A 22274-nucleotide genomic window follows, 5' to 3' on the forward strand; every position below is an offset into this window, starting at 1 on the left:
GAGCGATGCCTGACAACTCCACCCTGCGCGGCGCCATCGACGCCGCGGCCCTGCGGGTCGCCCAGTCCAAGGCGATGACCCTCGTCGAGGCACTGCCGTGGCTCGAGCGCTTCCGCGGCGCGCTCGTCGTCATCAAGTACGGCGGCAACGCGATGACCGACGACGCCCTCAAGGCGGCCTTTGCCGAGGACATCGTCTTCCTGCGGTTGGCCGGGCTGCGTCCCGTCGTCGTCCACGGTGGAGGCCCGCAGATCCAGGCGATGCTCGACCGGCTCGGTCTCGAGAGCGAGTTCAAGGGCGGCCTGCGCGTCACGACCCCCGAGGTCATGGACGTCGTGCGGATGGTCCTGACCGGTCAGGTCGGTCGCGAGCTCGTCGGCCTGCTCAACCAGCACGGACCCGTGGCCGTGGGTCTCTCCGGCGAGGACGCCGGTCTCTTCGGCGGTCGCCGCAAGAGCGTGACCATCGACGGCGAGCTCGTCGACATCGGCCTTGTCGGTGACGTCGAGACGGTGAACCCGGCAGCGGTCCTGGACATCCTCGACGCCGGCCGCATCCCCGTCGTCTCGACCATCGCGCCCGACCTCGACGGCGAGGGCCAGGTGCTCAACGTCAACGCAGACACCGCCGCCTCAGCACTCGCGGTAGCACTGCGCGCTCACAAGCTGGTCGTCCTCACCGATGTCGACGGTGTCTACGCCGACTGGCCCGACCGCGACTCACTCCTGTCGCACCTGACCGCCTCGGGTGCCCGCGATCTGCTGACGCGCGTCGACTCGGGCATGATCCCCAAGCTCGAAGCATGCATCCGCGCCGTCACCGAAGGTGTCCCGCAGGCGCACGTCGTCGACGGACGCCAACCCCACTCGATGCTTCTGGAGCTGTTCACCTCCGAGGGCTTCGGCACGATGATCCTGCCCGACCCGCAGGACGACGACGACCAGGGCGAAGGGAGCCCGTCATGACTGAGATCTCCGCCTCGCACCAGGTGTTGCTGGAGCGTTACCGCGCCAGCCACATCGGCGTCTTCGGGCTGCCCGGGCTCGTCCTCGCGCGAGGCGACGGCGCCTACGTCTGGGACGTCGACGGCAACCGATACCTCGACCTGCTCGGCGGCATCGCCGTCAATGCCCTCGGCCACGGGCACCCCGAGCTCGTGGGGGCCATCTCCAAGCAGGCCGCCGAGCTGGTGCACGTCAGCAACTTCTTCACAACGCCTGCCCAGATCGAGGCCGCCGAGGCCGTGCTGCGCATCGCGCAGGCACCACAGGGTTCGGGAGTCTTCTTCTGCAACAGCGGGTCCGAGGCGGTCGAGACGGCCATCAAGCTGTCGCGGCGCACCGGGCGCACCGGCATCGTCGCGGTCGGCGGCGCCTTCCACGGCCGGACCACCGGAGCCGTGAGCCTGACCCACAAGGAGGCCTACCGGGCCCCCTTCGAGCCCTTGCTGCCCGGGGTGTTGCACGTCGCGCCGGGCGATGTCGAGGCACTGCGAGCGGCTGTCGGTCCCGACACGGCGATGGTCCTGCTCGAGCCGATCCAGGGTGAGGCCGGTGTCGTGGCACCGCCGGTGGGGTACCTCGCTGCCGCACGTGAGATCACCCGTGACGCCGGCGCCCTGCTCGTGCTGGACGAGATCCAGACCGGTATCGGCCGCACGGGGGCCTGGTTCGCCCACCAGCTCGAGGGCGTCGTCCCCGACGCGATCACCATCGCCAAGGGGCTCGGCGGGGGAGTGCCCATCGGGGGGCTCGTCACCTTCGGCCCCGAGGTGACCGGTCTGCTCACGGCGGGTCAGCACGGCTCGACCTTCGGCGGCAACCCGCTGGCCTGCAGCGCCGCACTGGCCGTCCTGGCGACCATCGAGTCCGAGGGCCTCCTCGAGCACGCTGTCGCCGCCGGCGACTTCCTCGTCGACCGCGTCGAGGCCCTGGCGCACCCGCTCGTCACCGGGGTGCGCGGCGCCGGGCTGCTGCGCGCCATCACCCTCGCCCAGCCGATCGCACCCGCCGTCGCCCGACTCGCCCGCAGCCACGGCTTCATCGTCAACCCGGTGGCCGCCGATGCGCTGCGCCTCGCACCGCCGCTCGTCATCACCACCGACCAGCTCGCCACCTTCGTCGACGCCCTCCCGGCGATCCTCGACGAGGCCGTCAAGGAGTCCGCATGACCGCCCGCCACCTGCTCGCCGACGACGACCTGACCGCGCAGGAGCAGAGCGAGGTCCTCGACCTGGCTGCCGCCCTCAAGGCGGACCGGCACGCCGAGCAGCCGCTCGCCGGCCCGCGTGCCGTCGCGATCATCTTCGACAAGCCGACGCTGCGCACCCAGCTCTCCTTCGCGACGGGGGTCGCCGAGCTCGGCGGGTACCCGATGGCGGTCGACGGCAACCTGGCCCAGATCGGTACCCGTGAGTCGATCGCCGACGTCGCCCGTGTCGTCGGGCGCCAGGTCAGCGCGATCGTGTGGCGCACGCACGGTCAGGACCGGTTGGAGGAGATGGCCGCCCATGTCGACGTGCCGGTCGTCAATGCCCTGACCGACGACTACCACCCCTGCCAGCTGCTGGCCGACCTGCTGACGATCCGGGAGCACAAGGGCGCCACGGCCGGGCGCACCATCGCCTACGTCGGTGACGGGGCCAACAACATGTCCCACTCCTACCTGCTCGCGTGCGCCCTCGCCGGGATGCACGTGCGGATCGGGACGCCGAGCACGCACCAGCCGTCCGCGGACGTCCTCGCCCGTGCCGAACGCATCGCCGCAGAGCAGGGCGGCTCCGTGCTCGTCACCGACGACCCGGTCGCTGCGGTGATCGATGCGGATGTCGTCGCCACCGACACCTGGGTATCGATGGGCATGGAGGGGGAGAAGGGGGACCGCACCGGCCAGTCCTCGCCCTTCGCTCCCTTCGCCGTCACGCGCGAGCTCATGGCGCAGGCCGCCGATGACGCCATCGTCTTGCACTGCCTGCCCGCCTACCGCGGTCTCGAGATCGCGGCCGAGGTCATCGACGGCGAGCAGTCGGTCGTCTGGGACGAGGCCGAAAACCGGCTGCACGCCCAGAAGGCCCTCCTCACCTTCCTGCTGCGCGCCTCGTCGTGATCGCCGCGACCAGGCCGGGCCGGCAGGCCCGGATCACCGAGCTGCTGCGTGAGCACGCCGTGCGCAGCCAGCCCGAGCTGCTCGCGCTGCTCGCCGACGACGGGATCGAGGTCACCCAAGCGACCCTCTCCCGGGACCTGCTCGAGCTGCGCGCGGAAAAGGTGCGGGTCGGCCGCGACCTCGTCTATGCCATCCCCGGCGAAGGGGGTGATCGCACCCCTCGTGCGGCCGTCGACCCTGCAGAGCTGGACGGTCGGCTGCGCCGGCTGTGCGAGGAGTTGCTCGTCACGGCACGGGCGAGCGCCCAGCTCGTCGTCGTGCGCACACCCCCCGGTGCGGCCAACTACCTCGCGTCGGCGATCGACCACGCGCGCCTGCCGGAGGTGCTCGGAACGATCGCAGGGGATGACACGATCATGATCATCACCGGCGGCCCCGACCAGGGTGCCGCCCTCACCACACGACTGCTGGGCCTCGCCCAGACCATCGACAGCCAGGAGACACCGTGAGCCAGGACCAGAACGCGACGTCCGAGCGGGTGAGCCTGTGGGGCGGTCGCTTCGCCGGCGGCCCGAGCGAGGCTCTCGCGGCGCTCAGCAAGTCGACGCACTTCGACTGGCGTCTGGCCCCCTACGACATCGCTGGCTCGCGGGCTCACGCACGCGTGCTCCACGGCGCGGGTCTGCTCGACGACCCGACCCTCGAGGCGATGCTCGACGCCTTGGCCGTCCTGGCGACCGATGTCGAGTCAGGGGCCTTCGCCCCGGCCGAGGACGACGAGGACGTGCACACGGCCCTCGAGCGCGGCCTCATCGAGCGTGCCGGAGCCGACGTGGGCGGCCGCTTGCGCGCGGGACGCTCGCGCAACGACCAGGTGGCCACGCTCTTTCGCATGTACCTGCGCGACCACGCGCGCATCGTCTCGGGGCTCATCCTCGACGTCGTGCAGGCGCTCGTCGACCAGGCCCGGGCCCACATCGACGTGGCGATGCCCGGACGTACCCACCTGCAGCACGCCCAGCCGGTCCTGCTGAGCCACCACCTGCTTGCTCACGCGTGGCCGCTGCTGCGCGATGTCCAGAGGTTGGTCGACTGGGACGCCCGCACCTCCTTGAGCCCGTACGGCTCGGGTGCGCTGGCGGGCTCCTCCCTGGGGCTGGACCCCGAGGCCGTGGCTGCGGACCTCGGTTTCGCCGGCTCGATCGACAACTCGATCGACGGCACGGCCTCGCGCGACTTCGTGGCGGAGTTCTGCTTCGTCGCGGCGATGACCGCGGTCGACATCTCTCGTCTGGCGGAGGAGGTCATCCTCTGGGCGACCAAGGAGTTCTCCTTCGTCACGCTCGACGACGCCTTCTCGACCGGGTCCAGCATCATGCCGCAGAAGAAGAACCCCGATGTTGCCGAGCTCGCACGCGGCAAGGCCGGTCGTCTGGTCGGCGACCTGGCCGGCCTGATGACGACCCTCAAGGCTCTGCCGCTGGCCTACAACCGCGACCTGCAGGAGGACAAGGAGCCGGTCTTCGACGCGGTCGACACCCTCGAGGTCCTGCTGCCGGCGTTCTCCGGGATGATGGCGACGATGACCTACCACGGTGAGCGCATGGCATCCCTGGCGCCCCAGGGTTTCTCGCTCGCCACGGACATCGCTGAGTGGCTCGTACGTGAGGGCGTCCCCTTCCGCATCGCCCACGAGGTCGCCGGTGCCTGCGTGCGAGTCTGCGAGGAGCGCGACATCGAGCTGTGGGACCTGAGCGACGAGGACCTCGCGGGCATCAGCGAGCACCTGACCCCCGGCGTCCGGGAGGTGCTCTCGGTCGAGGGCTCCCTCGGTTCACGCGACGCGAAGGGCGGTACGGCACCTGCCCGGGTCACCGAGCAGCTGGCGGACGCTGCGGCCCTCTTGGGCGAGCTGAGCGCCTTCGCTGCCAGCCGGATCGAGGCTCGCTGACAGTGCGTGCGCGGGGACGCCGGTGGGGCAGGGCCGACCTGACCGGTGACCCCCTCCTCGTCGCCAGGGCACTGCTCGGGGCGTACGTCGTCGCAGGACCCGTGAGGCTGCGTCTGACCGAGGTGGAGGCCTACTGGGGGAGCAAGGATCCGGGCTCTCACGGCTATCGAGGGATGACGCCGCGCACCGAGGTGATGTTCGGTCCGCCCGGGCACCTCTACGTCTATCGCTCCTACGGCATCCACTGGTGCGCGAACATCGTGTGCGGCACCGCGGGGGAGTGTGCTGCCGTCCTGCTGCGGGCCGGCGAGGTCGTCGCCGGGCACGACGTCGTGGCCGAGCGCCGTCCCGGTGTGCCCGTGCGGGACCTGGCGCGCGGCCCCGGGCGGCTGACGAAGACCCTTGGGCTCGTGGGGGAGGACGACGGAGCCTCGCTGGTCGGGCGGGGTGCCCCCTTCGCCCTGTACGGGCCGCCGGAGCCCGTCCCGGACACGATCGTGAGGACCGGTCCCCGGGTGGGGGTCTCCGGCCCCGGGGGTGACGGCGAGACCTATCCCTGGCGCATGTGGATCGACGGCGAGCCGAGCGTGTCGGTCTATCGCCCGGGCAAGGTCAGGCGGGGTTGACGCCCACGTCGACCTGCTGGGCCAGGTAGTTCTCCATCCCGACGCGCGCGCACGCGTCGAGCTGGGCCTCGAACCAGTCGGCGTGACGCTCCTCGTCACGCGCCATCTCCTCGAAGACGGACGCCGTGGCGTGGTCCCCGAGCTCGTGGCACTCGGCTGCAGCAGCGTTGAACTGCTTGACCGCGACGATCTCGCTGGCGAGCGCGAGCTCGAGCATCTCCACGGCGTTCTCGCCGATCTGGATGTTGTTGAGCTTCTGCACGTTGGGGTGCCCGTCGAACATGAGGATGCGCTCGATCAGCTCGTCCGCGTCCTTCATCTCGCCGATCGACAGGTCGTAGAAGACCTTGCCCAGTCGGGGGAGGCCCCAGTTGTCGAGCATCCTCGCGTGGAGGAAGTAGGCATTGACGACGGTCAGCTCGAGGGTGAGGGCCTCGTTGAGGAGTGTGACGACTCGAGGGTCAGCTGGCTTCACGATCTACCTCCGCGGGAGTGGTGGCGAGCCCGTGATCGGCCTCACTCTCCACACTCTCGCAGAGAATGCGGCGCACTGAGAAGACACAGGCCCCGCAATCACGGCCCGCGCCGGTGCTCGTACATGCCTGGGAGAGGGTCCTCGCGCCGGCCATCGCGGCGGCGGCGATCTCCCGATCGCTGACGACGGCGCAGTGGCACACGATCACGAGCTTCTCTCCCATCACGTTTACTGAGGTGAGGCACACCTTAGCGGGACGAAGGGAGTGCCTGTCACCGGGTGTTCCACATGGCGGACCGGTGCGCCTCACGGTCGCTCGTCCCTGCCATGGCAGGCTGGGGAGCGGCTCGCGGCCGCGCGCCGGCACATCCCGGAAGGACCGATGAAGACCGTGACCGACATCCTCGACGAGCTGCAGTGGCGTGGACTGGTGGCCCAGACCACCGACGAGACCGCCCTGCGACAGGCCTTCGCCGACGGACCGATCACGCTCTATTGCGGATTCGACCCCACGGCTCCCTCGCTGCACTTCGGCAACCTCGTCCAGCTGATCGTCCTGCGTCACCTGCAGCGGGCCGGTCACCGCGTGATCTGTCTCGTCGGTGGGTCGACCGGACTCATCGGAGACCCGCGTCCGAGCGCTGAGCGTGTGCTGAAGACCAAGGAGCAGACCGCCGAGTGGGTCGGACGCATCCAGGAACAGGTGCGGCCCTTCCTCGACTTCGAGGGGGACAACCCGGCGATCACCGTCAACAACCTCGACTGGACCGCGCCGATGTCCGCGCTGGACTTCCTGCGCGACATCGGCAAGCACTTCCGGGTCAACCAGATGGTCCGCAAGGACGCGGTCGCTGCACGTCTGAAGAGTGACGAGGGGATCTCCTACACGGAGTTCAGCTACCAGATCCTCCAAGGCCTCGACTTCCTCCAGCTCTTCCGCGAGTACGGCTGCACGTTGCAGACCGGCGGCCAGGACCAGTGGGGCAATCTCACGGCCGGGTCGGACCTCATCCATCGCGCCGAGGGGAAGTCGGTCCACCTGCTGACGACGCCCCTGATCACCGACGCCAACGGCAACAAGTTCGGCAAGTCGGAGGGCAATGCCGTCTGGCTCGACGCAGAGATGACCAGCCCGTACGCCTTCTACCAGTACTGGCTCAACGTCGAGGACGCGTCCGTGATCACGCTGCTCAAGGTCTTCACCGACCGCGGCCCGGAGGAGATCGCCGAGCTCGAGCGGCTCGTGGCCGACGAGCCCTTCCGACGTGCCGCCCAGAAGGCTCTGGCTGTCGACATGACGACTCTCGTGCACGGGGAGGAAGCCACCGCCTCGGTCCAAGCGGCGTCCGAGGCGCTCTTCGGCAAGGGGGACCTCGGTGCGCTCGACCTCGGGACCCTCGTCGACGCCACTGCGGAGCTGCCGGGCGCTGATGTCCCCGCTGGCACGGGAGTGCTCGACGCGCTCGTGGCCACGGGCCTCGTGGACTCGAAGAAGGCCGCTCGCCGCGCCATCGGCGACGGTGCGGTCTCGATCAACGGGGACAAGATCTCCGACGAGGCGCACGTGCTGAGCCCCGGGGAGTACCTCCACGGACGGGTGGCCGTGTTGCGTCGCGGCCGCAAGAACTTGGCCGCAGCACGCCAGTCCTGACCACGTACCAGACCTCCCATCGGGGGCGGACCCCCGAAAATCCGGGGGATCCGCCCCCGATTTGGCGCATGGGGTGGCGGTGACCTAGTGTTCTCGATGTCAGCCCGAGAGGGAGGAACGGACACCAAGTGGCAGCCCTTGCTGGGTTGCACCAAGTAGGCCGGTCCCGCGGGGTTGATTCCCTTTTTGAGTGGTTTGTCTGGCGTTTTGGCGCTGGGGAGGCTGGCTTGGAGGCACTGCGGTTCGGCTGCTAGTGTGGGAGATCGCCGCAGGGTGTTCATCGCGTTTCTTGGCCTCGCCAGGTTGGGAAGCGAGTTTGACTCTGTAGCGATCACGGTAGTAAGTTGGAGAAGTTGCCCCTGAAGCAGGTCGCCGAAGAGCTTGACGGTGGTTGTGGTGGGTGTGCGTGTGAATCTTGAGAACTCAACAGCGTGTCAAAAATCGATGCCAATACCTCGTTCTTGGCTGATTGTGTCCTACCCGTTCGGGTTGGGTGTGGTTGGTCCAAGAGTGAATATTTTTTCCTTTGGTTGAACGAGATACAAACAGCAGTTTTTGCTGGTTGTTCTTACTCGGTCATGGATACAGCCCTTTGTTGGGTTATGGATTGCCCCTTCGAGGTCCTTTGTGGTCTTGGGGGTGTACATCATCAACGGAGAGTTTGATCCTGGCTCAGGACGAACGCTGGCGGCGTGCTTAACACATGCAAGTCGAACGGTGAAGCTCCAGCTTGCTGGAGTGGATCAGTGGCGAACGGGTGAGTAACACGTGAGCAACCTGCCCCAAACTCTGGAATAAGCACTGGAAACGGTGTCTAATACTGGATACGAGACCAACCTGCATGGGTATGGTTTGGAAAGTTTTTCGGTTTGGGATGGGCTCGCGGCCTATCAGCTTGTTGGTGAGGTAATGGCTCACCAAGGCGACGACGGGTAGCCGGCCTGAGAGGGCGACCGGCCACACTGGGACTGAGACACGGCCCAGACTCCTACGGGAGGCAGCAGTGGGGAATATTGCACAATGGGCGAAAGCCTGATGCAGCGACGCCGCGTGAGGGATGACGGCCTTCGGGTTGTAAACCTCTTTCAGCAGGGAAGAAGCGAAAGTGACGGTACCTGCAGAAGAAGCACCGGCTAACTACGTGCCAGCAGCCGCGGTAATACGTAGGGTGCGAGCGTTGTCCGGAATTATTGGGCGTAAAGAGCTTGTAGGCGGTTTGTCGCGTCTGCTGTGAAAATCCGGGGCTCAACCCCGGACTTGCAGTGGGTACGGGCAGACTAGAGTGTGGTAGGGGAGACTGGAATTCCTGGTGTAGCGGTGAAATGCGCAGATATCAGGAGGAACACCGATGGCGAAGGCAGGTCTCTGGGCCACTACTGACGCTGAGAAGCGAAAGCATGGGGAGCGAACAGGATTAGATACCCTGGTAGTCCATGCCGTAAACGTTGGGAACTAGGTGTGGGTCTCATTCCACGAGATCCGTGCCGCAGCTAACGCATTAAGTTCCCCGCCTGGGGAGTACGGCCGCAAGGCTAAAACTCAAAGGAATTGACGGGGGCCCGCACAAGCGGCGGAGCATGCGGATTAATTCGATGCAACGCGAAGAACCTTACCAAGGCTTGACATATACCGGAAACTTCCAGAGATGGTTGCCCCCTTTGGGTCGGTATACAGGTGGTGCATGGTTGTCGTCAGCTCGTGTCGTGAGATGTTGGGTTAAGTCCCGCAACGAGCGCAACCCTCGTTCTATGTTGCCAGCACGTAATGGTGGGGACTCATGGAAGACTGCCGGGGTCAACTCGGAGGAAGGTGGGGATGACGTCAAATCATCATGCCCCTTATGTCTTGGGCTTCACGCATGCTACAATGGCCGGTACAAAGGGCTGCGATACCGCAAGGTGGAGCGAATCCCAAAAAACCGGTCTCAGTTCGGATTGGGGTCTGCAACTCGACCCCATGAAGTCGGAGTCGCTAGTAATCGCAGATCAGCAACGCTGCGGTGAATACGTTCCCGGGCCTTGTACACACCGCCCGTCAAGTCACGAAAGTCGGTAACACCCGAAGCCGGTGGCCCAACCCTTGTGGGGGGAGCCGTCGAAGGTGGGACTGGCGATTGGGACTAAGTCGTAACAAGGTAGCCGTACCGGAAGGTGCGGCTGGATCACCTCCTTTCTAAGGAGCACTGGCCACTTTTGTGGTCCAGAGCCTGGTTTGTCCTCGAATGTGGGACACCAGGTGCTCGGGTGGAACATCGATTATTTGACGCTCATGTCTGTCTGTGAGGCGAGTACCTGCACTTTTGTGTGGTGGAAAGCGTTGCGGGTGGGTGTGGGGGTTGTGACACGTTGTTGGGTCCTGAGGGTTCACGCGAGTGAAGCTTCAAGATCGACCTGTTTAAGGGTTGGTTGTGGGCCTTGCCTGATCACGTACCGCACTGCTTTGTGGTGTTGGCGTGGTCGTTGGGTGAGGTACCTCCCGTATTTTGAGAACTACACAGTGGACGCGAGCATCTTTGTGGCTCAAGTTTTTAAGGGCGCACGGTGGATGCCTTGGCACCAGGAACCGAAGAAGGACGTAGGAATCTGCGATAAGCCACGGGGAGTCGATAACCAGACTGTGATCCGTGGATTTCCGAATGGGGAAACCCGGCTGGAGGCAAGTCCAGTCACTCCTGCCTGAATATATAGGGCAGGTAGAGGGAACGCGGGGAAGTGAAACATCTCAGTACCCGCAGGAAGAGAAAACAACAGTGATTCCGTGAGTATTGGCGAGAGAAAGCGGATGAGGCCAAACCGGATGTGTGTGATAGCTGTCAGGCGTTGCATGTTCGGGGTTGTGGGAGCTTTTTCACGAGACTGACATTTCGTGGTGGAGTAAGAAATTCATGTCATAGTCGAAGGGTCTTGAATGGCCCGGCACAGAGGGTGGAACCCCCGTAGACGAAATGGTGTGGACTCCATGGAAGATTTCCCAAGTAGCACGGGGCTCGAGAAATCCCGTGTGAATCTGGCGGGACCACCCGCTAAGCCTAAATATTCCCTGGTGACCGATAGCGGACAAGTACCGTGAGGGAAAGGTGAAAAGTACCCCGAGAGGGGAGTGAAATAGATCCTGAAACCGTGCGCTTACAATCCGTCGGAGCCTCCTTGTGGGGTGACGGCGTGCCTTTTGAAGAATGAGCCTGCGAGTTAGTGCTCAGTGGCAAGGTTAACCCGTGTGGGGAAGCCGTAGCGAAAGCGAGTCCGAACAGGGCGAATGAGTCGCTGGGTCTAGACCCGAAGCGGAGTGATCTACCCATGGCCAGGTTGAAGCGACGGTAAGACGTCGTGGAGGACCGAACCCACTTAGGTTGAAAACTGAGGGGATGAGCTGTGGGTAGGGGTGAAAGGCCAATCAAACTCCGTGATAGCTGGTTCTCCCCGAAATGCATTTAGGTGCAGCGTCACGTGTTTCTTACCGGAGGTAGAGCTACTGGATAGCTAATGGGCCTCACCAGGTTACTGACGTTAGCCAAACTCCGAATGCCGGTAAGTGAGAGCGTGGCAGTGAGACTGCGGGGGATAAGCTCCGTAGTCGAGAGGGAAACAGCCCAGATCATCAGCTAAGGTCCCTAAGCGTGTGCTAAGTGGAAAAGGATGTGGAGTTGCCGTGACAACCAGGAGGTTGGCTTAGAAGCAGCCACCCTTTAAAGAGTGCGTAATAGCTCACTGGTCAAGTGATTCCGCGCCGACAATGTAGCGGGGCTCAAGCACACCACCGAAGCTATGGCATTGACACACTGCTCGGCATCCCTTGTGGGTGTCCAGGCGTGTTGATGGGTAGGGGAGCGTCGTGTGGCGAGTGAAGCGGCGGAGTGATCCAGCCGTGGATGCCACACGAGTGAGAATGCAGGCATGAGTAGCGAAAGACGGGTGAGAAACCCGTCCGCCGAATATCCAAGGGTTCCAGGGTCAAGCTAATCTGCCCTGGGTAAGTCGGGACCTAAGGCGAGGCCGACAGGCGTAGTCGATGGACATCCGGTTGATATTCCGGAACCGGCGAAGAACCGCCCATGATGAATCCAGTGATGCTAAACGCCTGAATCTTGCCGTAGAAGCCCTTCGGGGTTTCGCTGGTGAGTGGAACGCGTGACCCGATCTGGTAGTAGTCAAGCAATGGGGAGACGCAGGAAGGTAGCCTCCGCGTGGCGATGGTTGTCCACGTCCAAGGGTGTAGGGAGTCAGGTAGGCAAATCCGCCTGGCACATATCCTGAGACCTGATAGTGACCGCTTTTAGCGGGAAGCAGGGTGATCCTATGCTGCCGAGAAAATCCTCTAGCGAGGTTCTAGCCGCCCGTACCCCAAACCGACTCAGGTGGATAAGTAGAGAATACTAAGGCGATCGAGTGAATCGTGGTTAAGGAACTCGGCAAAATGCCCCCGTAACTTCGGGAGAAGGGGGGCCCGGATTCTGAAGCCCTTTACGGGATAGGAAGATGGGCCGCAGAGACCAGGGAGAAGCGACTGTTTACTAAAAACACAGGTCCGTGCGAAGTCGCAAGACGATGTATACGGACTGACGCCTGCCCGGTGCTGGAAGGTTAAGAGGACCGGTTAGCTCTTTGAGCGAAGCTGAGAATTTAAGCCCCAGTAAACGGCGGTGGTAACTATAACCATCCTAAGGTAGCGAAATTCCTTGTCGGGTAAGTTCCGACCTGCACGAATGGCGTAACGACTTCTCCACTGTCTCAACCGCGAACTCGGCGAAATTGCATTACGAGTAAAGATGCTCGTTACGCGCAGCAGGACGGAAAGACCCCGGGACCTTCACTATAGCTTGGTAGTGGTGATCGGGACGGCTTGTGTAGGATAGGTGGGAGACTGTGAAGCATGCACGCCAGTGTGTGTGGAGTCAACGTTGAAATACCACTCTGGTCGTTCTGGTTATCTAACCTCGGTCCGTGATCCGGATCAGGGACATTGCCTGGTGGGTAGTTTAACTGGGGCGGTTGCCTCCTAAAATGTAACGGAGGCGCTCAAAGGTTCCCTCAGCCTGGTTGGCAATCAGGTGGCGAGTGCAAGTGTACAAGGGAGCTTGACTGCGAGACTGACACGTCGAGCAGGGACGAAAGTCGGAACTAGTGACCCGACGGTGGCTTGTGGAAGCGCCGTCGCTCAACGGATAAAAGGTACCCCGGGGATAACAGGCTGATCTTCCCCAAGAGTCCATATCGACGGGATGGTTTGGCACCTCGATGTCGGCTCGTCGCATCCTGGGGGTGGAGTATCTCCCAAGGGTTGGGCTGTTCGCCCATTAAAGCGGCACGCGAGCTGGGTTTAGAACGTCGTGAGACAGTTCGGTCCCTATCCGCTGTGCGCGTAGGAAACTTGAGAGAGGCTGACCCTAGTACGAGAGGACCGGGTTGGACGAACCTCTGGTGTGTGAGTTGTTCTGCCAAGGGCACCGCTCATTAGCTACGTTCGGAAGTGATAACCGCTGAAAGCATCTAAGCGGGAAGCATGTCTCAAGATGAGGTTTCCATGGAGCTTTGCTCCGAGAGGCTCCCAGTAGACTACTGGGTTGATAGGCCGGATGTGGAAGTGCAGTAATGCATGGAGCTGACTGGTACTAATAAGCCGACAACTTGATACACACACAACTTTGTTGCGTAACAAAAGAATGACTCGCGTCCACTGTGCAGTTCCCGAGATACGGTCGGGAACACCCACGTAACTCCATAGAGTTTCGGCTGTCATAGCGAGGGGGAAACGCCCGGTCCCATTTCGAACCCGGAAGCTAAGCCCCTCAGCGCCGATGGTACTGCACTGGGAACGGTGTGGGAGAGTAGGACGCAGCCGGACAACCATTGAGCCGAGAGCCCCCAACGAGTCGTTGGGGGCTCTCGCGCGTTCCACGACAAAAGTGTCGCACTGTGTTGCATTGAGTCCCCCGTCGGGGGAGTGTTGCCCTGACAGGGGCACCAGGTCGAGAGAGGTTGTTGGACGTGGACGAAGGGTCAAGCAGGCCGGACCGTGGGCGAGGTGCGTCCGGTGGACGCCCCGAGCGGAGCGGTAACGGACGTCCCAGCGGAGGAGGCCGCCCAGGAGGCCCCTCCCGTGGAGGCAGCCGAGAAGACCGCGGAGGCCGCGGCGGTGGCTGGGAGCGGCGCGATGACCGTCGCGACGATCGCGGTGGATCGCGTGGCGGTTCGCGTCCTGAGCGCGGAGGTTCCAATCGCGAGGACGAGGAGAACCGCGGTGGGTCGCGCCTGGTGCCGAAGCAAGGGCGCCGGCCCGAGCCAGCGATCTCACCGGATGTCACGGGCGCCGAGCTGGACCGCAGTGTGCGACAGCAGCTGCGCACGCTGAGCAAGGAGAACGCCGACGGCGTGGCTCAGCACCTCGTGATGGTTGCCGCCCTGCTCGAGGCCGAAGACCTCGACGGAGCTCTGGCGCACGCGGAGACTGCCGTACGTCGTGCCGGGCGTGTGCCCGCTGCTCGTGAGGCGCTTGGCTTTGTCGCCTACCGCATGGGTGACTTCGCCCGCGCCCTGACAGAATTCCGTACCGTGCGCCGGCTGAGTGGCTCCTCCCACCTGCTGCCTCTCATGGTCGACTGCGAGCGTGGTCTGGGTCGTCCGGCCCGGGCTCTTGAGCTGCTGGGCTCTCCCGAGGCACGGCACCTGGGACAAGAGGACCAGGTCGAGCTGCTCATCGTGGGCTCGGGTATCCGACGTGACATGGGCCAACCCCAGGCCGCGGTGCTCGCGCTCCAGGGCCAGGTCGACAAGGTGGCCACGAAGCCGTGGGCCGCGCGTGTCTGGTACGCCTACGCTGATGCACTGCTCGATGTCGGCCGCCGCGACGATGCCCGTGCCTGGTTTGCGAAGGCTGCAGTGGCTGACCAAGACGGTGAGACGGATGCGATCGAACGCGTCGAAGAGCTCGACGGAGTGCAGCTGGCCGAGGTCGAGCTGACCGATGAGCCCGGTCACGATGACGGGCAGGGACGCCGGGAGTCGTGACGGGCGTCGGGCTGGCCGCACGGTTCGACGGAGTGGTCTGTGACCTCGACGGTGTCGTCTACGCGGGGCCCGGGGCCATCGAGCACGCAGCCGATGCGCTCAATGCGTTGACGATCCCTGTCGTCTTCGCGACAAACAATGCCTCGCGCAGTCCGCACGATGTCGGTGAGCACCTCCGGCGGCTCGGTCTGCGGGCTTGCGACGGGGCCGTGCTGACGTCCTCTCTGGCTGCGGCCAGAATCCTTGCCCGCGACCTGCCATCGGGCAGCCAGGTCATGGCGGTCGGGGGGCCCGGTGTCGCCGAGGCACTGCGTGCGGTCGGACTGCACCCCCTTACGCCCGGTGCCGACGGCGCGCCGGCGGCGGTGCTTCAGGGATATGGCGCTGAGGTGACGGCCGCTGAGCTCGGTGAGGCTGCTCACGCGATTCGTGCCGGTGCTCGGTGGGTGGCCACCAACGACGACCCCACGTTGCCGACAGAGTCGGGCCCCGCGCCCGGCAACGGCGCGCTGGTCGCAGCGGTGCGTCTGGCCGTCGACGTAGACCCCGAGGTCGTCGGCAAGCCACATCCCCCCATGTACGAGATGGCGGCCGAGGTGCTCGGTGCACACCCGGCCAGGGTCATCGCGGTCGGCGACCGGCTGGGTACGGACATCCGTGGGGCCGTCGCGACCGGGATGGCGGGAGTGCTCGTGCTGACAGGTGTCCATGGTCCGGCCGATGCCGCGGCTGCCCCCGTCGACCGCCGGCCCGACTATGTCGTGGAGGACCTCAGAGGACTTCACGAGCACTACCCCGAGGCACAACGTGAGGGAGACTGGTGTGTGCGAGGTGGCGCTCGTGCCCGTGTCGCAGAAGGCCGGCTGTCGGTCGACGGCGACGGCATGGACGCCATCAGGGCATCTCTGGACGCCGTGTGGGCTGCAGCTGATGGCGGGCAACTTCGCAGAGAGGACACCGGCCGGCTCCTGACCAACGGGTAGCGTGGCCTGCAGCCAACTGGAGGAGTGACGTGGACCCTGTACGCGCAATGATCCATCTGGGCCTGAAGGTGACCGAGACGACCCTGGACCGGGCGCTCGACGTCGTCCGACTGGCCGACACGCTGCTGGCCGCCACGGCGGAGCAGCCACTGCGTGAGCGCGACACCGACGCCGCGGCGTGGCCCGACGAGGAGCAGGCCGATCTCGACGCGCTGAGTGCGACGCTTCGTGCGCGAGGGGGAGGACCCTCCCTTCGCGGCGAGCCCGTGACGACGAGTGCGGCTCGTCCGGTCACGAGGCCCGTGAAGAGGACGACGGCCACCGCGTCTCCGGTCAAGAGCACGGCGAAGAAGAGCACGGCGAAGAAGACACCGGCGAAGAAGCGTCCGGCCAAGAAGGCTTCAGCGGCGGCAGACACCACCAGTCCTGCCAAGACGACCGCCAAGACGACCGCCAAGAAGACCACCAAGGCGGCCGCGAAGAAGACGGCGAAGAGGACTCCGAGCACGATCGCCCCGAAGACGCCTCCCCCCAGCCCGGACGTGCGTGCGGATGGCTGATTTCCCCGTGCCGTCTGCCCCCCGGCCCGGTCCGCCGCAGCCCCTCCCTTCGCCGCCGGCTGCCACGCCTGCTCCCACCCCTGCGTCGGTCGAGATGCCGTCCGTCCCCGACGACGGGGGGTCGACGCCCCAGACCGGTGACCTCGTCGTCGACGCCACGCTGCGCGACCTCGCCGCGGTGGACCCCACGGACCTCGATGCGGTCCTGACTGCGGGCGAGTCGGTGCACGCCACCTTGACCGCACGCCTGTCCGACCTCGGGTCCTGACCCGGTGCCCGACAGCTCCAGACTCGATGTCGCTCTCGTGGCGCGGGGGCTTGCCCGTAGCCGTACCCGTGCACGGGCCCTCATCGAGGCCGGCGAGGTCGCCGTGGGCGGTGTCGTGGCGAGCAAGACCTCGCTGCGGGTGGGGCCGGACGAGGACCTCGAGGTCCGGTCGGACCGGGACCGGTGGGTCGGGCGTGCCGCGGGCAAGCTGGTCGGCGCCCTGACCGACTTCGACATCCCGGTCAGCGGCCGGCGCTGCATCGACATCGGTGCCTGCACGGGTGGCTTCACCCAGGTACTGCTCGAGCACGGCGCCGCGCACGTCATCGCTCTCGACGTGGGCCACGACCAGCTCGCACCCGAGATCGCCGCCGACCCTCGGGTCAGCGAGCGCAGCGGCACGACGATCCGTGGCCTGACCCCCGAGGACATCGGAGGTGCTGTCGAGCTCGCCGTGGGGGACCTGAGCTTCATCTCCCTTCGCCTCGTGCTGGCCGAGATCCACGCACTGCTCACACCGCAGGGCGACGCGGTGCTGCTCATCAAGCCGCAGTTCGAGGTCGGCCGGCACGGGCTGGGGCGCAAGGGCGTCGTCACGGACCCGTCGGCACGCAGGGCGGCCGTCGAGGCAGTCCTCGCGAGCGCCGGGGAGGTCGGCTTCGCCGTGCTGGGGGTGACCCACAGCCCCGTGCGTGGGGGAGAGGGAAATCACGAGTACCTCGTGCACCTGACCCGGCGCACCCGTGAGGGGCTGACATGGCAGGCTCAGCAGGTGATCGCGCACGAGCTGACGCAGGAGGAGGGCCGATGACCTCGACCCCTCGACGGGTGCTGCTGCTCGCACACCCGGGACGAGCCGAGGCGCTCGAGGTCGCTCTGGGCGTCGCCGACCGTCTCGCCGAGGCCGGTATCGAGGTCCGGCTGCCCGCAGGCGACCTCGGTGACACCATTCTCGCCCACCACCCCGCGGTCGCCGTGCACGACGGCGACGACCCGGCCCGCGATGTCGAGCTCGTCGTCGTCCTCGGCGGTGACGGCACGATCCTGCGAGGCGCCGAGATGGCGCGCGGGGCCAATGTCCCCGTCCTGGGAGTCAACCTCGGGCACGTCGGCTTCCTCGCCGAGGCGGAGCGCGAGGACATCGACGCGACCGTCGACCACATCGTCGGACGGGCCTACGAGGTCGAGGAGCGGATGGCGCTCGACGTCGTGGCCACTCTCCAGGGCCGCGAGATCGCCCGTAGCTGGGCGCTCAACGAGGTCACCGTCGAGAAGGCCTCGCGCGAGCGGATGCTGGTCCTGACCGTCGAGATCGACGGCCGCCCCCTGTCCACCTGGGGCTGCGACGGCGTCGTCATGGCCACCCCGACGGGCTCGACCGCCTATGCCTTCTCAGCGGGCGGGCCGGTCGTGTGGCCCGGTGTCGAGGCGATGCTCGTCGTGCCGATCAGCGCGCACGCCCTCTTCGCCCGGCCGCTCGTCGTGGCGCCGACGTCAGACCTGGCCGTCGACCTGGTGCCCGGCACGGAGGGCCACGGCGTCCTGTGGTGCGACGGACGTCGCGCGGTCGACCTGCCTCCCGGTGCCCGTATCGAGGTGAGCCGCTCCGCGCAGCCGGTCCGGCTGGCGCGCCTGAGCAGCTCCCCCTTCACCGACCGCCTCGTCGCGAAGTTCGATCTGTCCGTGCACGGCTGGCGGGGCCGCTCCCGCTCCGGGGACTGACATGCTGCGCGAGCTGCACATCCGCGATCTCGGCGTCATCGAGGACGCGACCCTCACCCTGCACCCGGGCCTGACCGTCGTCACGGGGGAGACCGGCGCCGGCAAGACGATGGTCGTCACCGGCCTCGGCCTGGTCCTCGGTGGCCGGGCCGACGCCGCACTGGTGCGCACCGGCAGCGACGAGGCCGTCGTCGAGGCCGAGCTGGAGCTCGCCGAGGACCACCGTGCGCGGCAGACGATCGCCGAGGTCGGTGGCATCGCCGACGAGCCGGAGCTCCTGCTGAGCCGGACGGTGTCCGCCGCGGGTCGCAGCCGGGCCCACGTGGGTGGCCGGCGCGCGCCGATCGGCGTCCTGACCGACCTCGGGGAGGGCCTCGTCGCCGTCCACGGCCAGGCCGACCAGTGGCGCTTGAAGCGTCCGGCCCAGCACCGTGCCCTGCTCGACGACTTCGGCGGTGCCGAGGTGAGCGTGGCCGCCACCGAGGTCTCCGCGGCCTTCCGCGAGTGGCAGCAGGCGAAGGGGGATCTGGCCCGGCTCGTCGACGGCGAGCGAACCCGCTTGCAGGAGATCGAGCTGCTCACCCACCAGCTCGAGCAGATCGACGAGGTCGACCCCGTGGCCGGTGAGGACGTCGAGCTGGCCCGCGAGGCCGAGCGGCTCGGCCATGCCGAGGAGCTGCGGAGCGGGGCCGACACCGCCCACCGCCTGCTCTCCGACCCCGACAGCTTCACCGGCGACGATGTCGTCGGGCGCATCGCCAGAGCCGGTGAGGAGATGACCCGGCTGGTCGAGCACGACGACCAGCTCGAGGACCTGCAGCGCCGTCTGGCAGAGGTGGGCGTCCTGACCTCAGAGCTGGCGACCGATCTGTCGGCCTACGCCGCCGACATCGAGGTCGACCCGACCCGGCTGAGCACCACCCAGTCCCGGATCGCTGCCCTGCGAGAGCTCACCCGCAGGTACGGCGAGGACGTCGAGGCCGTGCTGCGGCACCGCGACGAGGCACGCGAGCGGCTCCTCGGCCTGCAGGGGGCGGACGAGCGCATCGACGAGCTCACCGGGCAGGTGGCCGACGCCGCGCAGCGGCTGACGAGGGCCGCCGGTGTGCTGACCGCAACCCGCACCAGTGCCGCAGCCCGACTCTCCACCGCGGTGGAGGGGGAGCTCGCTCACCTCGGCATGCCCAAGGCCCGGGTCGAGGTCGTGGTCGAGCCGCGGACCGACGACGCCGCCGCCGAGCTGGATGCGGGAGCAGGGGAGCCGCTGCGTGTCTCGGCCGACGGTGCGGACACCGTCGAGGTCCGGGTCGCCGCCAACCACGGCACACCGCCACGCTCGGTCGCCAAGGCAGCCTCGGGTGGTGAGCTCAGCAGGATCATGCTGGCCATCGAGGTCGCCACCGCGGGGTCCACCGCCAGCCAGGTACCCACCTTCGTCTTCGACGAGGTCGATGCCGGGGTGGGTGGTCGGGCAGCGCTGGACGTCGGCGCCCGTCTGGCCGCGCTCGCCCGGACCAGCCAGGTCATCGTCGTGACCCACCTGGCACAGGTGGCCGCACACGCGGACCGGCACCTCGTGGTGCACAAGACCCACGGCGACCAGGTCACCTCCAGCGGGGTCCGGGCCGTCGACGGTGACGAGCGTCTCGCCGAGCTCTCCCGGATGATGGGTGGGGACGACACGAGCGTGGGTCTCGAGCACGCCCACGAGCTGCTTCAGCAGTGTCGTCGCTGAATCCGCACGGCTTCATGGGACGATGCACCGGATGGCCATTCGACTGACCCGCGACACGTCCCGTGAGCCGGCCCTGCCGGGCCTCAACGGTCCCGTGCGGGTCGACCGACGGACCAAGGACCTCACCAAGCGCCTGCGGCCGGGTGACATCGCGGTCATCGACCACACCGACATCGACCGCGTGAGCGGTGAGGCCCTGGTTGACCGCCGGCCCGCGGCCGTGGTCAACGCCGGTCGGTCCGTCAGCGGCCGATACCCCAATGTGGGTCCTCAGATCCTGCTGGACGCCGGCATCCCGCTCATCGATGTGGACGACGACACGCTGATGGACCGCCTCAAGGACGGTGCCAGGGCGAGCGTCGACGGCGCCGTGCTCCGTCTCGCCTCCGGCGAGACGGTCGCGGGGCAGCTGTGGGACACGGCGATGCTCGCGGAGACGATGGATGAGGCACGGGCTAGTCTGAGTCAGCAGCTCGAGGCCTTCGCCGCCAACACGATGGCCTACATCAACGAGGAGCGCGACCTCCTCTTCGACGGTGTCGGGGTCCCCGAGATCTCCACCAACATGCTCGACCGGCACGTCCTCATCGTCGTCCGCGGGTACCACTACAAGGAGGACCTCGCCGCCCTTCGCCACTACATCCGCGAGTACAAGCCCGTCCTCATCGGGGTGGACGGCGGCGCGGATGCACTCGTCGAGGCCGGGCACCGGCCGGACATCATCGTCGGCGACATGGACTCCGTCTCCGACTCCGTGCTCACCATGGGGGCCGAGGTCGTCGTGCACGCCTACCGGGACGGGCGCGCCCCAGGGGTCGCGCGAGTCGAGGCTCTCGGAGGCACCCCGGTGGTCTTCCCCGCGATGGGCACGAGCGAGGACATCGCGATGCTCCTCGCCGACGACAAGGGCGCAACCCTGATCGTGGCGGTCGGTACGCATGCGACGCTCGTCGAGTTCCTCGACAAGGGCCGGGCCGGGATGTCGAGCACCTTCCTCACCCGGCTACGGGTCGGCAGCAAGCTCATCGACGCGAAGGGCGTCAGCCGGCTCTACCGGACGCGGATATCGTCGTGGTCGCTCGTCGGTCTGGCCATCGTCTGCCTGCTCTCGCTCTTCGTCGCGCTCTGGGCGACGCCGACCGGACAGGCCACCCTCCAACTGCTCGGTGCCCGCTGGGACGACCTGTGGGCACTCGTCGAAGGACTCCTCACGTGATCGACTTCAGGTACCACCTCGTCTCCCTCGCAGCGGTGCTCATCGCCCTGTCGATCGGGATCGTGCTCGGCGCGGGGCCCCTCAACGACAACATCGGCAGCACCCTGTCGGGCGAGGTGACCAAGCTGCGCCAGGAGAAGGACGCCCTGCGTGCCCAGGGCAACGACCAGCGCCGGCAGATCGACGGCCGTGACGCCTACGACGAGGCCACCCTGGACACCGTCGTGCAGGGACGGCTCACGGACCGCCAGGTCAACGTCGTGGCACTGCCGCAGGCCGCCGACGAGGACGTCACGGCCATCCGCGACACCCTCGAGCAGGCAGGTGCGAGCGTGGGGGAGACCGTCGAGGTGACGTCGGCCTGGGCCAGCACAGACGACCAGCTCACCAGCACGCGCAGCACGGCCGGTCAGGCCGCGCTGCAACTCCTCCAGGTGGGGCCGGCCGTCCCCGACGGCGCGCAGCGCGTCGACCAGGCGCTCGCCGTGATCCTCACCGGACGCACCAAGGCCGGCAGCCCTGACAAGGCCCCCCCGTCGGACCGGGAGGCCGCGTGGTCCGAGCTGCGCGACGCCGGGCTGGTCAAGGGGTCGGACACGCCCCCAGCGGCCGCTGAGCTCGTCGTGCTGGTGGGGGGCCCGGTGCCCGCGACGACTGCCGACAGCACCGATGCCGTCGACCGCGAGGCCGAGCGCATCGCCGGGTCCTGGGTGGCCCTGACGCATCTCGTCCAGACCCACGCCGACGGCACGGTGCTCGCCGCCGCAGAGGCCGACACCGGCACGAGCGATGCGTCCCCGCTGACGATGGCCCGGACCCCCGGCAGCCTCGCCGACAGGGTCTCGACCGTCGACGTCCCCTCGATCCCGATGGGCCGAGCGGCCGTCGTGCTGGCACTCGTCGAGCAGTCCGACGGTGGGTCGGGCGACTACGGGCTGGGCCAGAGCGCCGACGGCCCGGTGCCGACCCTGAAGTGAG

18 protein-coding genes and 3 rRNA genes are annotated in these 22274 nt (G+C 66.7%); 19 read left to right on the forward strand and 2 right to left on the reverse strand.

Translation table 11 applies throughout. The features are described from left to right. Window positions 1-5: 5 nt before the first annotated feature. The 6 genes from argB to EXU32_RS05370 are packed head-to-tail and all read left to right on the forward strand — an operon-like array spanning window position 6 to window position 5682. On the forward strand, window positions 6-965 hold the full coding sequence (gene argB, locus EXU32_RS05345; RefSeq protein ID WP_130628970.1) for an acetylglutamate kinase: 960 nt from the start codon (window positions 6-8) through the stop codon (window positions 963-965). Next, window positions 962-2170 carry an acetylornithine transaminase gene (locus EXU32_RS05350; protein ID WP_130628971.1) on the forward strand — a complete coding sequence of 403 codons (1209 nt, stop codon included), beginning with the start codon at window positions 962-964 and terminating at the stop codon, window positions 2168-2170. Before argB ends, EXU32_RS05350 begins: the two co-directional genes overlap by 4 nt. Then, on the forward strand, window positions 2167-3105 hold the full coding sequence (gene argF, locus EXU32_RS05355) for an ornithine carbamoyltransferase (RefSeq protein WP_130628972.1): 939 nt from the start codon (window positions 2167-2169) through the stop codon (window positions 3103-3105). The genes EXU32_RS05350 and argF overlap by 4 nt, the downstream gene beginning before the upstream one ends. After that, the gene (locus EXU32_RS05360) at window positions 3102-3614 is read left to right on the forward strand and encodes an arginine repressor (protein WP_055994339.1); all 513 of its coding nucleotides are present in this window, start codon (window positions 3102-3104) and stop codon (window positions 3612-3614) included. Before argF ends, EXU32_RS05360 begins: the two co-directional genes overlap by 4 nt. Then, a complete protein-coding gene (argH, locus tag EXU32_RS05365; protein ID WP_130628973.1) occupies window positions 3611-5056 on the forward strand; it encodes an argininosuccinate lyase in 1446 nt (481 codons plus the stop codon). Before EXU32_RS05360 ends, argH begins: the two co-directional genes overlap by 4 nt. A gap of 2 nt (window positions 5057-5058) precedes the next feature. After that, on the forward strand, window positions 5059-5682 hold the full coding sequence (locus EXU32_RS05370) for a DNA-3-methyladenine glycosylase (RefSeq protein WP_130628974.1): 624 nt from the start codon (window positions 5059-5061) through the stop codon (window positions 5680-5682). Here the strand turns inward: EXU32_RS05370 and bfr are convergent. Both bfr and EXU32_RS05380 read right to left on the reverse strand, forming a co-directional pair. Next, window positions 5669-6157, reverse strand: coding sequence for a bacterioferritin (gene bfr / locus EXU32_RS05375; protein WP_055994348.1), 489 nt, complete (start codon window positions 6155-6157; stop codon window positions 5669-5671). The two genes, EXU32_RS05370 and bfr, sit on opposite strands and share 14 nt — an antisense overlap. Further along, window positions 6144-6380, reverse strand: coding sequence for a (2Fe-2S)-binding protein (locus EXU32_RS05380; RefSeq protein ID WP_347400291.1), 237 nt, complete (start codon window positions 6378-6380; stop codon window positions 6144-6146). The genes bfr and EXU32_RS05380 overlap by 14 nt, the downstream gene beginning before the upstream one ends. 168 nt (window positions 6381-6548) lie before the next feature. On the opposite strand from EXU32_RS05380, the gene tyrS reads away from it, so the two are divergent. The 13 genes from tyrS (at window position 6549) to EXU32_RS05445 (ending at window position 22273) form a co-directional block, all read left to right on the forward strand. Then, window positions 6549-7808: a tyrosine--tRNA ligase gene (gene tyrS / locus EXU32_RS05385; protein WP_130631064.1), complete on the forward strand. Its 1260-nt coding sequence runs from the start codon at window positions 6549-6551 to the stop codon at window positions 7806-7808. A 649-nt stretch (window positions 7809-8457) separates the two neighbouring features. Continuing rightward, window positions 8458-9980, forward strand: a 16S ribosomal RNA gene (locus tag EXU32_RS05390). 345 nt (window positions 9981-10325) lie between these two features. Further along, window positions 10326-13440 (forward strand): 23S ribosomal RNA (locus EXU32_RS05395). A 92-nt stretch (window positions 13441-13532) separates the two neighbouring features. After that, a 5S ribosomal RNA gene (gene rrf, locus EXU32_RS05400) occupies window positions 13533-13649 on the forward strand. The 16S, 23S and 5S rRNA genes sit together here, the layout of an rRNA operon. A gap of 410 nt (window positions 13650-14059) precedes the next feature. Next, complete coding sequence (locus tag EXU32_RS05405; RefSeq protein WP_130628975.1) at window positions 14060-14812, forward strand: tetratricopeptide repeat protein; 753 nt, start codon at window positions 14060-14062, stop codon at window positions 14810-14812. After that, window positions 14809-15795: an HAD-IIA family hydrolase gene (locus tag EXU32_RS05410; protein WP_130628976.1), complete on the forward strand. Its 987-nt coding sequence runs from the start codon at window positions 14809-14811 to the stop codon at window positions 15793-15795. Before EXU32_RS05405 ends, EXU32_RS05410 begins: the two co-directional genes overlap by 4 nt. 29 nt (window positions 15796-15824) lie before the next feature. Further along, on the forward strand, window positions 15825-16355 hold the full coding sequence (locus EXU32_RS17315) for a hypothetical protein (protein ID WP_207233880.1): 531 nt from the start codon (window positions 15825-15827) through the stop codon (window positions 16353-16355). Beyond that, window positions 16348-16623, forward strand: a complete 276-nt coding sequence (locus EXU32_RS05420) for a hypothetical protein (RefSeq protein WP_130628977.1) — start codon at window positions 16348-16350, stop codon at window positions 16621-16623. The genes EXU32_RS17315 and EXU32_RS05420 overlap by 8 nt, the downstream gene beginning before the upstream one ends. A gap of 4 nt (window positions 16624-16627) precedes the next feature. After that, complete coding sequence (locus EXU32_RS05425; protein ID WP_130628978.1) at window positions 16628-17434, forward strand: TlyA family RNA methyltransferase; 807 nt, start codon at window positions 16628-16630, stop codon at window positions 17432-17434. Beyond that, window positions 17431-18345, forward strand: coding sequence for an NAD kinase (locus tag EXU32_RS05430; RefSeq protein ID WP_055995961.1), 915 nt, complete (start codon window positions 17431-17433; stop codon window positions 18343-18345). Before EXU32_RS05425 ends, EXU32_RS05430 begins: the two co-directional genes overlap by 4 nt. 1 nt (window position 18346) lies before the next feature. Further along, window positions 18347-20080, forward strand: coding sequence for a DNA repair protein RecN (recN, locus tag EXU32_RS05435; protein ID WP_130628979.1), 1734 nt, complete (start codon window positions 18347-18349; stop codon window positions 20078-20080). Between the two features lie 31 nt (window positions 20081-20111). Then, on the forward strand, window positions 20112-21296 hold the full coding sequence (gene steA / locus EXU32_RS05440; protein WP_130628980.1) for a putative cytokinetic ring protein SteA: 1185 nt from the start codon (window positions 20112-20114) through the stop codon (window positions 21294-21296). Further along, window positions 21293-22273 carry a copper transporter gene (locus EXU32_RS05445; RefSeq protein ID WP_165399585.1) on the forward strand — a complete coding sequence of 327 codons (981 nt, stop codon included), beginning with the start codon at window positions 21293-21295 and terminating at the stop codon, window positions 22271-22273. The genes steA and EXU32_RS05445 overlap by 4 nt, the downstream gene beginning before the upstream one ends. The last annotated feature ends 1 nt before the right edge of the window (window position 22274 follow it).

Origin of the sequence: Janibacter limosus (assembly GCF_004295485.1) — a bacterium.
Taxonomy (GTDB): domain Bacteria; phylum Actinomycetota; class Actinomycetes; order Actinomycetales; family Dermatophilaceae; genus Janibacter; species Janibacter limosus_A.

Coding starts and splice junctions, on each gene's coding strand:
- EXU32_RS05430 (WP_055995961.1), top strand. CDS start 17,431: ATGACCTCGACCCCTCGACGGGTGCTGCTGCTCGCACACCCGGGACGA.
- EXU32_RS05380 (WP_347400291.1), bottom strand. CDS start 6,380: ATGGGAGAGAAGCTCGTGATCGTGTGCCACTGCGCCGTCGTCAGCGAT.
- argF (WP_130628972.1), top strand. CDS start 2,167: ATGACCGCCCGCCACCTGCTCGCCGACGACGACCTGACCGCGCAGGAG.
- EXU32_RS05350 (WP_130628971.1), top strand. CDS start 962: ATGACTGAGATCTCCGCCTCGCACCAGGTGTTGCTGGAGCGTTACCGC.
- argB (WP_130628970.1), top strand. CDS start 6: ATGCCTGACAACTCCACCCTGCGCGGCGCCATCGACGCCGCGGCCCTG.
- EXU32_RS05420 (WP_130628977.1), top strand. CDS start 16,348: ATGGCTGATTTCCCCGTGCCGTCTGCCCCCCGGCCCGGTCCGCCGCAG.
- recN (WP_130628979.1), top strand. CDS start 18,347: ATGCTGCGCGAGCTGCACATCCGCGATCTCGGCGTCATCGAGGACGCG.
- steA (WP_130628980.1), top strand. CDS start 20,112: ATGGCCATTCGACTGACCCGCGACACGTCCCGTGAGCCGGCCCTGCCG.